This is a genomic window from Curtobacterium oceanosedimentum (assembly GCF_040545555.1).
Classification (GTDB): domain Bacteria; phylum Actinomycetota; class Actinomycetes; order Actinomycetales; family Microbacteriaceae; genus Curtobacterium.
In genome coordinates this window covers 68530-81857 of sequence record NZ_JBEPMD010000003.1, presented here as the reverse complement: position 1 = coordinate 81857, position 13328 = coordinate 68530, and the positions used below count along the sequence as shown (strand labels likewise).

Here is a 13328-nt window from a genome sequence, read left to right as displayed (position 1 = left end):
CAACGGCGCCGGCACCCTGGCGCGTCACGGTACGCGCCGCGTCCACCCCCACGATCGGAAGGCCACCCCGTGCGCGCAACCGTCATCCACGCCCCTCGCGACATCCGCGTCGAGGAGCGCGACACCCCCACCGTCATCGAGCCCAGCGACGCCGTCGTCAAGGTGACCGCGTCCTGCGTCTGCGGCTCCGACCTCTGGCCCTACCGCGGCGTCCGCGGGACCGAGCAGGCCCACACGATCGGACACGAGTTCGTCGGCGTCGTCGAGTCCGTCGGTGCCGACGTCACCGACCTCGCTGCGGGCGACTTCGTCATCGCGCCGTTCACGACGAACGACGGCACCTGCCAGGCGTGCACGCACGGCATGACGAGCGGCTGCGAGCACAGCTCGATCTTCGGCGGTACGACCGACGCCTACGGCCACCCCATCGGCGGCGCCCAGTCCGAGTACGTGCGCGTGCCCGACGCGGCGGCGACGCTCGTGAAGGTCCCCGGCCCGGTGGACGACGACCTCGTGCCCTCGCTCCTCACGCTGTCCGACGTGTTCTCGACCGGGCACCACGCTGCGGTGTCGGCCGAGGTCGGCCCCGGCAAGACCGTCGTGGTCGTCGGCGACGGCGCGGTCGGCCTGTCCGCGGTGCTCGCGGCGTCGCGGCTGGGTGCCGAGCGCATCATCGCGATGAGCCGGCACGCCGACCGTCAGGCGCTGGCGCGGGAGTTCGGCGCGACGGACATCGTCGAGACCCGCGGTGACCAGGGCATCGCCGCCGTGCGCGAGCTGCTCGGCGGGGAGCTCGCCGACTGCGCCCTCGAGGCCGTCGGCACCGCGGAGAGCATGGACCAGGCGCTGCGGGTCGTCCGTCCCGGCGGCAACGTCGGCTACGTCGGTGTCCCCGCCGGCGACCCGGAGCTGCCGATGCCGTTCCTGTTCGCGAAGAACATCACGGTCGGCGGCGGCATGGCCCCGGCCCGCGCGTACATCGAGGAGCTGCTGCCGGACGTGCTGTCGCGGACGATCGAGCCGGGCAAGGTGTTCGACCTCGAGCTGCCCCTCGACCAGGCAGCCGAGGCGTACGCGGCGATGGACGAGCGACGCGCGATCAAGGTGCTGCTGCGTCCGTAGCTACGAGGGGCTCCGGGTCCGGGTCGGCGGCACACGCTGCCCACCCCGGACCCGGCACCCGGCAGCGCCCGTCAACGCCCGGCGAAGCCCGTCAGGCGTCCCGCACCGCGAGCACCCGGTGCGGTGCCGCCCGCTCGGCGGTCCACCCCGCCGGGAGCGCCTCCTGCAGCTCGGGGACCGTGAACGACCGGCGGATGGAGCGGAGTCCGTCCACCCGGACGAACGTGCCGGCGGACACGAGCGGCGACGCCAGCGCGTACGCCCGGTAGGCCTGCCGCGACCGTCGGATGTCGGAGTGCAGGCTCCGTCCGGTCGCCAGCTGCTCGGAGTCGGCCAGGAAGCCGGCCCGGGCGTCGTCGTCGAGGTGGTGCAGCACGTGGTTCGACACGACGACGTCGAACCGCTCGCCCGCCGCGACGAGGTCCGCGCTCGAGGCCTGCCGGAACGTCACGCCGCGCGCCGCGGACCGCCGTGCCGCGGTGATCGCCCGCTCGTCAGGGTCGACGCCGACGACCTCGAGCGAGAAGCCGTCGCTGCCGGCCCACCGCACGAGCGAACGGGCGAGGTCCCCGCCGCCGCACCCGAGGTCGAGCACGCGGGCGCGACCGCTCGGCGGCAGCGCCGGGACGACGTGCGTGCGCCAGACGGCACGCCAACCGCTCACCAGGGCGTTCACCACGGCGAACCGTCGGAAGGTCCGGTCGAGCACCCGCGGGTCGCAGCCCGGGTCGTCCATCAGCTCCTGGAGGTCCGCGTCCCGCTGCCGGAGGTCCACTGCACGGGACCCGGGCTCGCGCCCGTCGTCCTCGCCACGCGCGGACCAGGTCCGGTCGTTCACGCCTCGACCGCCGTCAGCCTCGCGCTCTCCACCGTCAGTCCGGGTCCGAACGCGACCGCCGCGACGGGAGACCCCGGTGCGATCCCCTGCTCGACGGCGTCCCGGAGCACGAACAGCACGGTCGCGCTCGACATGTTGCCGTGGTCCCGGAGGACGGCCCGACTCGACGCGACAGCGGTGTCGGGCAGTTCGAGAGCGTCCTGCGCACGATCGAGGATCGCCCGGCCTCCCGGGTGCACCGCCCACACGGGCACGTCGGCGAAGGTCTCCCCCTCGCCGAGGAGCGCGGTGACGGCAGCCGGCACGTGCACGCCGACGAGCTTCGGGACCGCGGTCGAGAGCACCATCTCGAAGCCCTCGTCGCCGATGTTCCAGGCCATCTCCGACGCACCCTCGGGCACCGTCGCCGTCGCGAAGCGCTCGATCCGCAGCCCCGGCCCGCCCGCGGTCACGACGACCGCTGCGGCGCCGTCCCCGAACACGCTGTTGGCGACGATCTGGTCCGGGTCGTCCGACGCGCGGACGTGCAGGGTGCAGAGCTCCGCGCAGACGACGAGCACGACGGCGTCGGGGTCCGCTTCGGCGAAGGCCGCCGCGATCCGGAGCGCCGGGAACGCCGCGCAGCACCCCATGAAGCCGATGTGGTGGCGGAAGACCCCGGCGGGCAGTCCGAGCTGGTCGACGACGTCGATGTCCGGTCCGGGCTGCGTGAACCCCGTGCACGAGACGGTCACCAGGTGCGTGACGCGGTCCGGGGACACCCCGGCACGCTCGACCGCGTCCCGCGCGGCCGCGACGAAGAGCGCGGGGGCGAGGTCCCGGTAGCGGTCGTTGCGGGTGCCGGTGGACGGCGACACGAGCTCGCCGGAGTCCTGTCGGAACAGGCCTCCCGGCCGCGAGGCGTCGAGCTCCTCGATGACGGTGTGCCGGTGATCGACGGCGGAAGCGTCGAACGCGGCGGGGACGATCCGTGCCCCCAGCCGACCGAGGTCCGGCTGGCGGGCGAACAGGTCACGCACCGAACCCTGGTCGAGGGTGGTGTCGGGGACGGCGGTCCCGATGGCGCGGATCGTTGCGGTCACTCCTCATCCTGTCACCGGGTCGCTGACGTGTCCCCAGGTTGGCCCGGCCCTGGTCGCCGCCGGCGGACGGACGGGAGGCACGGTGCCAGCCGGCACCGTGCCTCCCGTCCGTCGCGTGCGGGCGCTACGCCTGCTGCGCGCGCTCCAGCACCAGCTCGCGGACGCGCGCCGCGTCGGCCTGGCCCTGCATGGCCTTCATGACGGCGCCGATGATGGCGCCGGCGGCCTGGACCTTGCCGTCCCGGATCTTGGCGAGGACGTCCGGCTGGGCGGCGAGTGCCTGGTCGACGGCGGCGGTCAGCGCGGAGTCGTCCGAGACGACCTTCAGCCCGCGGGCCTCGACGACCTGCGCCGGCGAGCCCTCGCCCGCAATGACGCCCTCGAGCACCTGGCGTGCCAGACGGTCGGTCAGGTCGCCGGACTCGACGAGCGCGATCGTCTCGGCGACGTGCTGCGGCGAGACGAGGTCGCCGGGGGTGGCGTCCTGCGCGTTCGCGACACGGCTGATCTCACCCGTCCACCACTTGCGCGCGGCCTGCGGCGACGCGCCGGCGGCGACGGTGGCCTCGACCTCGTCGAGCAGTCCGCCGTTGACGACGTCCTGGAACTCGAGGTCGCTGAAGCCCCAGTCGCCCTTCAGACGGCGACGGCGGGAGACGGGCGCCTCGGGCAGGGACGCCCGGAGCTCCTCGACCACGGCGGGGTCCGGCACGACCGGCAGCAGGTCGGGCTCCGGGAAGTAGCGGTAGTCGTCGGCGTCGGACTTCGGTCGCCCGGCCGAGGTGCGACCGGTGTCCTCGTGCCAGTGCCGCGTCTCCTGCGTGATCGTCCCGCCCGCGGCGAGGATCGCGGCCTGGCGCTGGATCTCGTAGCGGATGGCACGCTCGACCGCGCGGAACGAGTTGACGTTCTTCGTCTCCGTCCGGGTACCGAGCTTCTCCTGGCCCCACGGACGCAGCGAGATGTTCGCGTCGCAGCGCAGGTTGCCGCGCTCCATGCGAGCCTCGGACACGCCGAGCGCACGGACGAGGTCACGGATGACCTGGACGTACGCGGCGCCGAGCTCGGGAGCGCGGTCCTTCGCGCCGAAGATCGGCTTCGTGACGATCTCGACGAGCGGGACGCCGGCGCGGTTGTAGTCGACGAGCGAGTACTCGGCGCCCTGGATGCGGCCGGTGGCGCCGCCGACGTGCGTCAGCTTGCCGGCGTCCTCCTCCATGTGGGCGCGCTCGATCGGCACCTGGAAGATCGTGCCGTCGGCGAGCTCGACCTCGACCTCGCCCTCGAACGCGATCGGCTCGTCGTACTGCGAGATCTGGTAGTTCTTCGGGTTGTCCGGGTAGTAGTAGTTCTTCCGGGCGAACCGCGAGCTCTCGGCGATCGAGCAGCCGAGTGCGAGCCCGAGCTGGATCGAGTAGCGCACGGCCTGCTCGTTCACGACCGGCAGCGACCCGGGAAGCCCGAGGTCGACCGGGGTCACGTTCCTGTTCGGCTCGCCACCGAAGAAGTTCGGGGCGTCCGAGAACATCTTGGTCTTCGTCGCGAGCTCGACGTGGACCTCGAAGCCGAGCACCGGCTCGAAGCGCTCGAGCGCCTCGTCGAAGTCCATCAGCGCGTCCTTCTGCGCCATCAGATCACACCTTCCTGCGCAGCGGACTGCTGAGACTGGTCGAGGTCCGGGATGCTGTCGATGAGCGGGCGGCCCCACTGCTGCTCGAGCAGGCGCTCGAGGGCGGCGCCGTACCGGTAGAGGCGGGCGTCCTCGCGCTGCGGAGCCATGAGCTGCACGCCGGTCGGCAGGGAGTCCTCGGGCGCGAGGCCGTTCGGGATGCTCATGCCGGGGACACCGGCGAGGTTCGCCGGGATCGTCGTGAGGTCGTTGAGGTACATCGACAGCGGGTCGTCGAGGCGCTCCCCGAGCGGGAAGGCCGTCGTCGGCGCCGACGGGCTGATGAGCAGGTCGACCTGGTCGAACGCCGCCGCGAAGTCACGCTGCACCAGGGTGCGGACCTTCTGCGCGGAGCCGTAGTAGGCGTCGTAGTACCCGGCGCTCAGTGCGTAGGTGCCGAGGATGATGCGGCGCTTCACCTCGGGGCCGAAACCGGCCTCGCGTGTGGCGGCCATGACGTCCTCGACGGTGGCACCGTTCTCGGGCGTCACCCGCAGGCCGAAGCGGACCGAGTCGAACTTCGCGAGGTTCGACGATGCCTCGGCCGGGAGGATCAGGTAGTACGCGCTGATGGCGTACGCGAACGACGGAGCGTCGATCTCGACCACCTCGGCGCCCGCCTGCTCGAGGATCGCGACCGTCTCGCGGAAGCGCTGCGTGACGCCGGCCTGGAAGCCCTCGCCCCCCGCGAGCTCCTTGACGATGCCGACCTTGAGCCCACGCAGCGTGTCGGCCTGCAGGCCCTCGCGCGCGGCGGCGGCCATCGACGGCCAGGCGTCCGGGATCGACGTGGAGTCCTTCGGGTCGTGCCCGCCGATGACGTCGTGCAGCAGCGCGGCGTCGAGGACCGTGCGGGACACCGGGCCGATCTGGTCGAGCGACGACGCCAGTGCGATCGCGCCGTACCGGCTGACCCCGCCGTACGTCGGCTTCACGCCGACCGTGCCCGTGACGGCACCGGGCTGACGGATCGAGCCACCGGTGTCGGAGCCGAGGGCGAAGGGTGCCTCGTGCGCGGCGACGGCTGCTGCCGAACCACCGCCGGACCCGCCGGGGATCCGGTCGAGGTCCCACGGGTTGCGCGTCGGGCCGTACGCCGAGAACTCGGTCGTCGAGCCCATCGCGAACTCGTCCATGTTGGTCTTGCCGAGCGGCACGAGGCCGGCGGCGCGGAGCTTCGCGACCGGGGTGGCGTCGTAGGGCGGCCGCCAGCCCTCGAGGATCTTCGACCCCGAGGTGGTCGGCATGTCCTGCGTGCACAGGACGTCCTTGATCGCGATCGGCACACCGGCGAGTGCACCGAGGTCGTCGCCCGCGGCGCGGCGCGAGTCGATCGACCGCGCCGCCGCGAGGGCGTTCTCGTTGACGTGCAGGAACGCGTGCACGTCGCCGTCGACCGCTGCGATCCGGTCGAGGTGGGCCTGGGTGGCCTCGACGCTCGAGACGTCGCGCGCCACGAGGGCGTCGGCGAGGGCGGCCGCGCTGAGGCGGGTGAGGTCGTCGGTCACTGTTCTTCTCCCAGGATGGCCGTCACGCGGAACCGTTCGCCGTCGGAGTCGGGCGCACCGGAGAGCGCCTGCTCCTGTGTCAGCGTCTGCCCCACCACGTCGGGTCGGGTGACGTTGCCGAGCGGCACCGGGTGGCTCGTCGCCGGGACGTCGTCGGTCGCGACCTCGGCGACCTTGGCGACGCTCTCGACGATGTGCGACAGCTCCCCGGTCAGCTTCTCGATCTCGTCGGGCGTGAGTGCGATACGTGCGAGGTTCGCCAGGTGGGCGACCTGCTCGCTCGTGATGTCAGGCATGGTGCTCCGTCGATCGGTTCGTGGAATGCGCACCAGTCTATTGGCCGCGTCCGGCGGCGGCACCACGGTGACCGGGGCTGTGGAGAACCGGTACGGAGGCCCGGTGCCGGTCCGGCGGACCGGCACCGGGCCTCCAGACCGTCGCGTCCTCGCCGCCGCCTACCCGTGCGACGGTGGCTGCTGGGCCGTCCCGCCGGTTCCGGTTCCCGGGGCGCCGCCGGACGTGCCCGTCCCGGTCGACGTCGCGCCGGCAGCCGCGCCCGGCTGCGAGCCGGCCCCGGCGGCCCCGCCCTGCGCGGGCGCGCCCGTCGTCGTGCCGCCGGTCGTGCCCGCGGTGGACGACCCCGGCGCGGAGGGCGCCTGGGCGCTCGTCCCCGGCGCCGCCTGGTCGCCGCCGGTCGCCGCGTCCGACGCCGACCCGCCAGCGGACTGCGCGGACCGCGACGTCGAACCGATCATCGCCGGATCGGGCTCGGGCAGCGCTCCCCCGCCGTACCGCTGGTCGAGCCACGACATCATCGAGCGGCCCACGCCGAACTTCGCGCTGTACCCGGTCGTGCCGTGCGGGAACGGCGTGTTCGCGAGGCCGACGAGCCCCCTGACGTTGCCGACCCACGTCGCGTTCGTGTACTTCGTGCTCGACGTGACGAGCCAGTTCTGCGTGTCCGCGTCGGTCGTGCCGGTCTTGGCGAACTTCGGGGTGCTGTCGCCGGGGTTCGCGGCGGCCGCCGTGCCGTCGCCGGTCAGGACGCCCTGCAGCGCGTAGTCGACCGTCCCGGCGACCTCGGCGGAGACGCCCCGGGTGCAGGTGGACGGCGTCGGGGTGATCGTCGTGCCGTCGGCTTCGCGCACCGAGTCGATCACGGTCGGCGAGCACACGACGCCGCCGTTCGCGAAACCGGCGTAGGCCTCGGCCAGGTCGATCGGCGAGAGCGGGTTGGTGCCGAGCACGGACGCCGGGTTGGACGCCGGGGCCGAGCCGTCCGCCTGGTGGATGCCCATGGCCTGCGCGAGGTCCTTGATCTTGCAGAGGTCGAGCTGCTTCGCCATCGCGCCGAACGCGGTGTTGATCGACTCCGAGGTCGCCGCCTGGACGCTCATGCTCGCCGGGACGGCCTCGGCGTTCGAGACCGGCCAGGGGGATCCGCCGAGCGCCTCGCAGGAGTTGGTGAACTCCGACTGCTGGAACAGGTGCTCGCCCGTCGGCACCGACTCGGACAGCGTGTGCCCGGACGCCAGCCACTCCGCCAGGGTGAACACCTTGTAGGTGGAGCCGGTCTGGAACCCCCCGGAGTTGCCGTAGGCGGTGTCGGCGTTGTAGTCGATCGCGGTCGCGCCGGGGCCGGCGTTGTCGCTCTGCGTGTACGTGGTGTTCTGCACCATCGAGAGCACCCGGCCCGTCCCCGGCTCGACGGTGACGTTCGTGCCGCCCAGGTCCACGCCGTCCATCGTCGACGGCACGTAGGACGACAGTGCCGACTGGGCCTGCGCCTGCAGGTCGAGGTCGAGCGACGTGTGGATCTCGAGGCCCTTGGTGTCGAGGGTCTCGATGCGCTGCGCGGCGGTCTTGCCGAACGCCGGGTCCTGCAGCACCTGGTCGCGGACGTAGTCGCAGAAGTACCCCGCGTCGTACGCACTCGCCGCCGCCGAGCAGCCGTTCGCGGTGTCCGTGATCTGCGGCGTGACCGGGGTGGCCTTCGCCTGGTCGAGCTGCGCCTTCGAGATGTCGTGGTGCACGTACATCCGCTGCAGGACGTAGTCGCGCCGGGTCTTCGTCGCGGCGTAGCCGTTCGCCGCACCGTTGTCCTTGTCGTCCGGCTCGTCGATGCGCAGGTTCGCCGGGTTGTTCAGGATCGCGACGAGGGTCGCCGACTGCGGGAGCGAGAGGTCCTTCGCGTGGACGCCGAAGTAGTACTCGGCGCCCGCCTCGGCACCGTAGACACGCCCGCCGAGCCCGACGAGGTTCAGGTAGCCGGTGAGGATCTGGTCCTTCGAGTACTTCTTGTCGACCGCGATGGCGTAGCGCATCTCCTGCAGCTTGCGCTGCGGGGTCACCCCGGCGGCGTCCTGGTAGCACGCCGCGACCTTCGCCTGTGTCGCGGCCGCCGTCGCGCCCGTGAGCTCCTCGCACTGCTGCACGAGGACGTTCTTCACGTACTGCTGCGTGATGCTCGAGCCGCCCTGCACGTCGCCGCCGACGACCGTCGCCGCGACGCCGCGGACGGTCCCGAGGACGTCGATGCCGCCCTCGTCCTCGAAGCGCGGGTCCTCGGTGTCGATCGCGGCACGCTTCAGCGACTCGGCCATGGCGTTCGAGGCGACGTCGGTCCGGTTCTCGGCGTAGAACGACGCGATCTTGACCTGCTGCCCGTCCTTCGTGGCGTAGACCGACGACACCTGCTGCGGCGTCTGGATGTCGAGGTAGCTCGGCAGGTCCTCGAAGAACGACACCGCGCCGGAGGTCCCCTCGCCCGCGACCGCCACCGCCGGGGTCACCGCGACCGCCACCAGCAGGCCGGCGAGCCCGGACATGGCGACGAAGGTCGTGAGGGCACCGGTCCACCGCAACGCACGCATGGCGGCACGGTACGGGTGCGGACTGGGGTCGTTCTGCCGTGGGACGGCCGGGGGCTGCGGCGGCGCACAGGATCGCCCACAGGGACGGGTCAGTCGCGGGGTTGGAGGTCCTGAGGACGCAGGAGGTACATGTCGGGCAGGGGCTGCGCGGTGCCGTCACCGCCCTGGCCGCGCCGGGCCTGGTGCCGGACGAGGTCCCCCCGCCCGATGCCGATCAGGGCGACGTCGTGCAGCGAGGCCGTCCCGGGCTTGAGGTAGTCGTTGTGGCCGACCGGACGACGGAACAGGCCCGTGTCCACGCCCGCGGTGTCGGCCGAGAGGTCGAGGACCGTCGAACCGAACCCCGCGGAGCCCGGGTCGGTCCCGAAGTACCCCGAACCGGCGATCGGGTCGCTGTGCGCGTCCCCGACGTAGACCTGCCCGGTCCGGACCGCGAGCTCCGCGGCGGACTGCACCTCGCTGCCCGGCGAGCCGAGCACCGTGAGCGAGTCAGCCCGCATGTGCCCCGACGACAGCGCCATCAGCGCCGTCGTCGATCCGTAGGAGTGCGCGACGACGTTCAACCGGGGTCGGTCGGCGCCGCGGACGGCGTCGAGGCCGTCGACGACGCGTTCCAGCCGGTCCGCGCCGGTCCGCGCGAGCCCGAGCGACAGGATGTTGGACATGTCGGGCGTGCGGTAGCCCATCCAGGCGAGCACCGCCGTACCGCCCGTCGTGACGCCGGTGCTGCCGTCGCCGTCGCCGTCGCCGCTGGCCGGCGCGCCTCGGCCGGTGCGGGTCTCGGCGAGCGCCGACACCGCCGTCTGCTCGTCGTACAGGTCGCTCGCGGTGTCGGTGAAGTCGTGCATCTGCCCGGTCACGGTGAAGAACATCCCCGGGACGACCACCGAGACGTCCCGGGCGCTCGCCAGGTCTCCGATGGCGACGGCCGCGCGCCCGGTACCCCGGGTGTCGAGGACGACCAGGCGTCGGGGCCCCTCGCCGGGCTCCTGGTGCAGGGCGTCCCGGACCTGCTCGAGCATCGCGGTGCGGGCGGTGGTCGGACCGGACTCGGCGCCCGCGGTCGCCGTCGCATCGTCGGTCAGCCCGGCGTCGAGGGTCGTCCGGTTGGCACGGTCACGGACGTCGTACGGCACCCCGTCCAGGTTGCCCACGACCGCGGGCGCGGACGCGATCAGGCGCTCCCGCGTGGCAGCGCTCAGCGCACCCCACCACCGAGCCACGGAGATCGCCGTCGGTGGCCGGTCCTGCGCGGTCGCGAGCACGCGCTCGTCCGAGTCGGCGCGCGCCAGGTCGCCCGGACCGGCCGTGCCGAGCGCGTCGAGGAACGCAGCACCCTGCGCGACCGCCAGTCGGTCCGGGTCGGCGTGACCACGGTCCGCGTCGGTCCCGGTGACGTGCAGGACGCCGTGCGCCGCCGCGTCCAGGACGTGGGACTCCGGACCGGGCACGGCGGGGGCCTCGACCACTCCCGACGAGTGCATCGAGGCGGTGAGTAGCAGGGCCGCAGCGATGAGCAGCAATCAGGTCTCCCCGGGAAGGCCGTGTCGTCGACCCCCTCAGGCGACGATTGATGCCCTTTCGAGTGTAAGGAGAATGTGCTCGCCAGGGGATGCGTCCTGCAACTTGCCCCTCGAACTGGGTACGGATCGCGATCGCTCGTCCGCGGTCGGCGGCGCGTCGCTCACGGCGAGCCGCGCAGCGCCGTGCTGCGCTGTGCCGTCCGGCGCTGTGCCAGCCTGCTCTGTGCCGTCCCGCTAGTCGGCCGTGTCTCCGTCGCCGGTCCCCTGGCCCGCGGCCGCGTCGGAGGACTCCGCTGCGTCCGTCTGGGCCGTCCCCAGGGCACCGGGCCCCTCGGTCACGAGCAGGCGGAACTGCTCGGCGTCGATGATCCGCAGCCCGAGCTGCTCGGCCTTCGTGAGCTTCGACCCGGCACCGGGACCAGCGGCGACGAAGTCCGTCTTCTTGCTGACGCTCGACGCGGCCTTGCCGCCGGCGGCGATGATCGCCTCCTGTGCCCCTTCGCGGGTGTAGCCCTCGAGCGAACCGGTCGCCACGACCGTGACCCCGCTGAGGACTCCCCCCTCGACCGCGGCGCCGGGGCCCGGGTGGTCCGGCGTCGTGAACTGCACGCCGGCCGCGGTCCACCGGTCGATGATCTCGCGGTGCCAGTCGACGGCGAACCAGTCGAGCAGTGCGTCGGCGATGATCCCGCCGACCCCGTCGACCGCCGCGAGCTCCTCGCGCGACGCGTTCCGGATCCGGTCGAGCGACCCGAAGTGGTTCGCGAGCGCCCGGGCGGCGACCGGACCGACGTGCCGGATGCTCAGCCCGACCATGATCCGCCAGAGCGGCTTCGTCTTCGCGGCCTCGATGTTCGCGAGCATCTCGAAGGCGTTCTTGGACGGGTAGCGGCTCGGCTCCCCGGTGTACTCGGCACCGCGGGCGTCGGCGTCGAACGGCGGGTCGGTCTTCTTGCGGGCACGACTGAACGGGGTCACGCGCTTCGGGGTGCCGTCGTCGTCGGACTTCTCCATGCCGGTCTCGGCGTCGCGGACGATGACCTCGATGGGGACGATGTCCTCCATCGTCAGGTCGAACAGGCCGGCCTCGGTGACGAGCGGCGGCTGCTCCGGGTGCAGCGGCTGCGTGAGTGCGGCCGCGGCGACCTCACCCAGGCCCTCGATGTCGAGGGATCCGCGCGACGCGATGTGCTCGACGCGGCCCCGGACCTGCGCCGGGCAGCTCCGAGCGTTCGGGCAGCGGAGGTCCTTGTCGCCCTCCTTCGCAGGGGCGAGGGGTGTGCCGCACTCCGGGCACTCCGAGGGCATCACGAACTCGCGTTCGGTGCCGTCGCGCAGTTCGACGACCGGACCGAGGACCTCGGGGATGACGTCGCCGGCCTTCCGGAGCACGACCGTGTCGCCGATCAGGACGCCCTTCGCCTTCACCACGTCCTGGTTGTGCAGGGTCGCCTGACGCACGACGGACCCGGCGACCTCGGCCGGCTGCATCACGGCGAACGGCGTCGCACGGCCAGTCCGCCCGACGCTGACGACGACGTCGAGGAGCTTCGTGTGGACCTCCTCCGGCGGGTACTTGTACGCGATCGCCCAGCGCGGCGCGCGGGAGGTCGACCCGAGCTCCTCGTGCAGGGCCAGGTCGTCGACCTTCACCACGACGCCGTCGATCTGGTGCTCGACCGAGGCCCGACGCTCCCCCGTGGTCCGGACGAAGCCGAGGACGTCGTCCACGGTGTCGAACACCCGGTAGTGCGAGCTCGTCGGCAGGCCCCAGGTCTGCAGCAGCTCGTACACCTCGGACTGGGAGTGCACCTCGGTGTCGCGCTCGAGCTCGCGCACCGGCCACGCGCCGATGCCGTGCACGAGCATGCGGAGACGTCGCAGGCGGTCGACCATGAGCGCGCGCTTCGCCTCGGACTTGCCCTCTTCCTTCTGGCGCAGCGAGCCGGCGGCGGCGTTCCGCGGGTTGGCGAACACCCGCTCCCCGGCTTCGCGCTGCCGGGCGTTGAGCTCGTCGAACTGGGCGACGGGGAAGAAGATCTCACCGCGGACCTCGACGATCGCGGGGTGCCCCTCGCCGGAGAGACGGTCCGGGATGGTCCCCATGGTGCGCACGTTGCCGGTGACGTCCTCACCCACGACGCCGTCACCGCGGGTCGCCGCCGAGACGAGGCGACCGTGCTCGTACCGCAGGTTGATCGCGAGTCCGTCGATCTTCAGCTCGGTCAGGAAGCGGATCCGCTCCGACCCGGCGTCGCGCTGCACCTTGTCGGCCCACTCGGTGAGCTCCTCGGGGCTGAAGACGTTGTCGAGGCTCAGCATCCGCTCGGCGTGCTCGACGGGAGCGAACTGCACGGTCTGGGCTTGTCCGCCGACGGTCTGCGTCGGGCTGTCCGGGGTGAGCAGGTCGGGGAAGCGCTGTTCGATCGCGTCGAGGCGGTGGACCATCGCGTCGTACTCGCCGTCCGCCACCGTCGAGCCGTTGCCCTCGTAGTACTCGTCACGCAGCTCGTTGATGCGCACCCGCAGGCGTTCGACCTCCCGCTGGGCCTGCGCGGCGTCGAGGTCGGCCGGGGCCAGCGTCTCGAACGTCGAGTCGGCCGAGTCGGGGGTCGTGTCGCTCATGCCTCAGTTCTACCGTGCACCGCCGACCCCGCGCGCAGCGGGCGGCGACACCGCAGCGGAGCCGACCGCGGCACCCCGGCGGACCGGG

General features: G+C 72.6%; 9 protein-coding genes. 1 reads left to right on the top strand and 8 read right to left on the bottom strand.

All coding sequences use genetic code 11. The features are described from left to right. Positions 1 to 69: 69 nt before the first annotated feature. Entirely contained in the window at positions 70 to 1122 is a 1053-nt protein-coding gene (locus ABIC52_RS04135) for a zinc-dependent alcohol dehydrogenase family protein (RefSeq protein WP_126891929.1), read from the top strand. A gap of 91 nt (positions 1123 to 1213) precedes the next feature. Here the strand turns inward: ABIC52_RS04135 and ABIC52_RS04130 are convergent, their stop codons facing one another. From ABIC52_RS04130 to ligA, 8 genes are all read right to left on the bottom strand, one after another. Further along, positions 1214 to 1960, bottom strand: coding sequence for a methyltransferase domain-containing protein (locus ABIC52_RS04130; RefSeq protein WP_354026687.1), 747 nt, complete (start codon positions 1958 to 1960; stop codon positions 1214 to 1216). Then, the gene (locus ABIC52_RS04125; protein ID WP_354026686.1) at positions 1957 to 3042 is read right to left on the bottom strand and encodes a type III polyketide synthase; all 1086 of its coding nucleotides are present in this window, start codon (positions 3040 to 3042) and stop codon (positions 1957 to 1959) included. The genes ABIC52_RS04130 and ABIC52_RS04125 overlap by 4 nt, the downstream gene beginning before the upstream one ends. A gap of 124 nt (positions 3043 to 3166) precedes the next feature. Continuing rightward, positions 3167 to 4672 (bottom strand): Asp-tRNA(Asn)/Glu-tRNA(Gln) amidotransferase subunit GatB, encoded by a 1506-nt coding sequence (gene gatB, locus ABIC52_RS04120; RefSeq protein ID WP_354026685.1) that lies wholly within the window; start codon positions 4670 to 4672, stop codon positions 3167 to 3169. Then, on the bottom strand, positions 4672 to 6219 hold the full coding sequence (gatA, locus tag ABIC52_RS04115; protein WP_126891933.1) for an Asp-tRNA(Asn)/Glu-tRNA(Gln) amidotransferase subunit GatA: 1548 nt from the start codon (positions 6217 to 6219) through the stop codon (positions 4672 to 4674). The genes gatB and gatA overlap by 1 nt, the downstream gene beginning before the upstream one ends. Next, on the bottom strand, positions 6216 to 6515 hold the full coding sequence (gene gatC / locus ABIC52_RS04110) for an Asp-tRNA(Asn)/Glu-tRNA(Gln) amidotransferase subunit GatC (RefSeq protein WP_058728900.1): 300 nt from the start codon (positions 6513 to 6515) through the stop codon (positions 6216 to 6218). The genes gatA and gatC overlap by 4 nt, the downstream gene beginning before the upstream one ends. Before the next feature lie 159 nt (positions 6516 to 6674). Next, entirely contained in the window at positions 6675 to 9092 is a 2418-nt protein-coding gene (locus ABIC52_RS04105) for a transglycosylase domain-containing protein (RefSeq protein WP_354026684.1), read from the bottom strand. Positions 9093 to 9181: 89 nt separating this feature from the next. Then, positions 9182 to 10576, bottom strand: coding sequence for an alpha/beta hydrolase (locus ABIC52_RS04100; protein WP_354026683.1), 1395 nt, complete (start codon positions 10574 to 10576; stop codon positions 9182 to 9184). Between the two features lie 273 nt (positions 10577 to 10849). Continuing rightward, positions 10850 to 13240: an NAD-dependent DNA ligase LigA gene (ligA, locus tag ABIC52_RS04095; RefSeq protein ID WP_354026682.1), complete on the bottom strand. Its 2391-nt coding sequence runs from the start codon at positions 13238 to 13240 to the stop codon at positions 10850 to 10852. Positions 13241 to 13328: the final 88 nt, after the last annotated feature.

What these genes read in the sequence shown, in the direction of transcription:
- gatC (WP_058728900.1), bottom strand. Translation starts at nt 6,515, where the DNA reads ATGCCTGACATCACGAGCGAGCAGGTCGCCCACCTGGCGAACCTCGCA.
- ligA (WP_354026682.1), bottom strand. Translation starts at nt 13,240, where the DNA reads ATGAGCGACACGACCCCCGACTCGGCCGACTCGACGTTCGAGACGCTG.
- ABIC52_RS04105 (WP_354026684.1), bottom strand. Translation starts at nt 9,092, where the DNA reads ATGCGTGCGTTGCGGTGGACCGGTGCCCTCACGACCTTCGTCGCCATG.
- ABIC52_RS04100 (WP_354026683.1), bottom strand. Translation starts at nt 10,576, where the DNA reads ATGCACTCGTCGGGAGTGGTCGAGGCCCCCGCCGTGCCCGGTCCGGAG.
- gatB (WP_354026685.1), bottom strand. Translation starts at nt 4,672, where the DNA reads ATGGCGCAGAAGGACGCGCTGATGGACTTCGACGAGGCGCTCGAGCGC.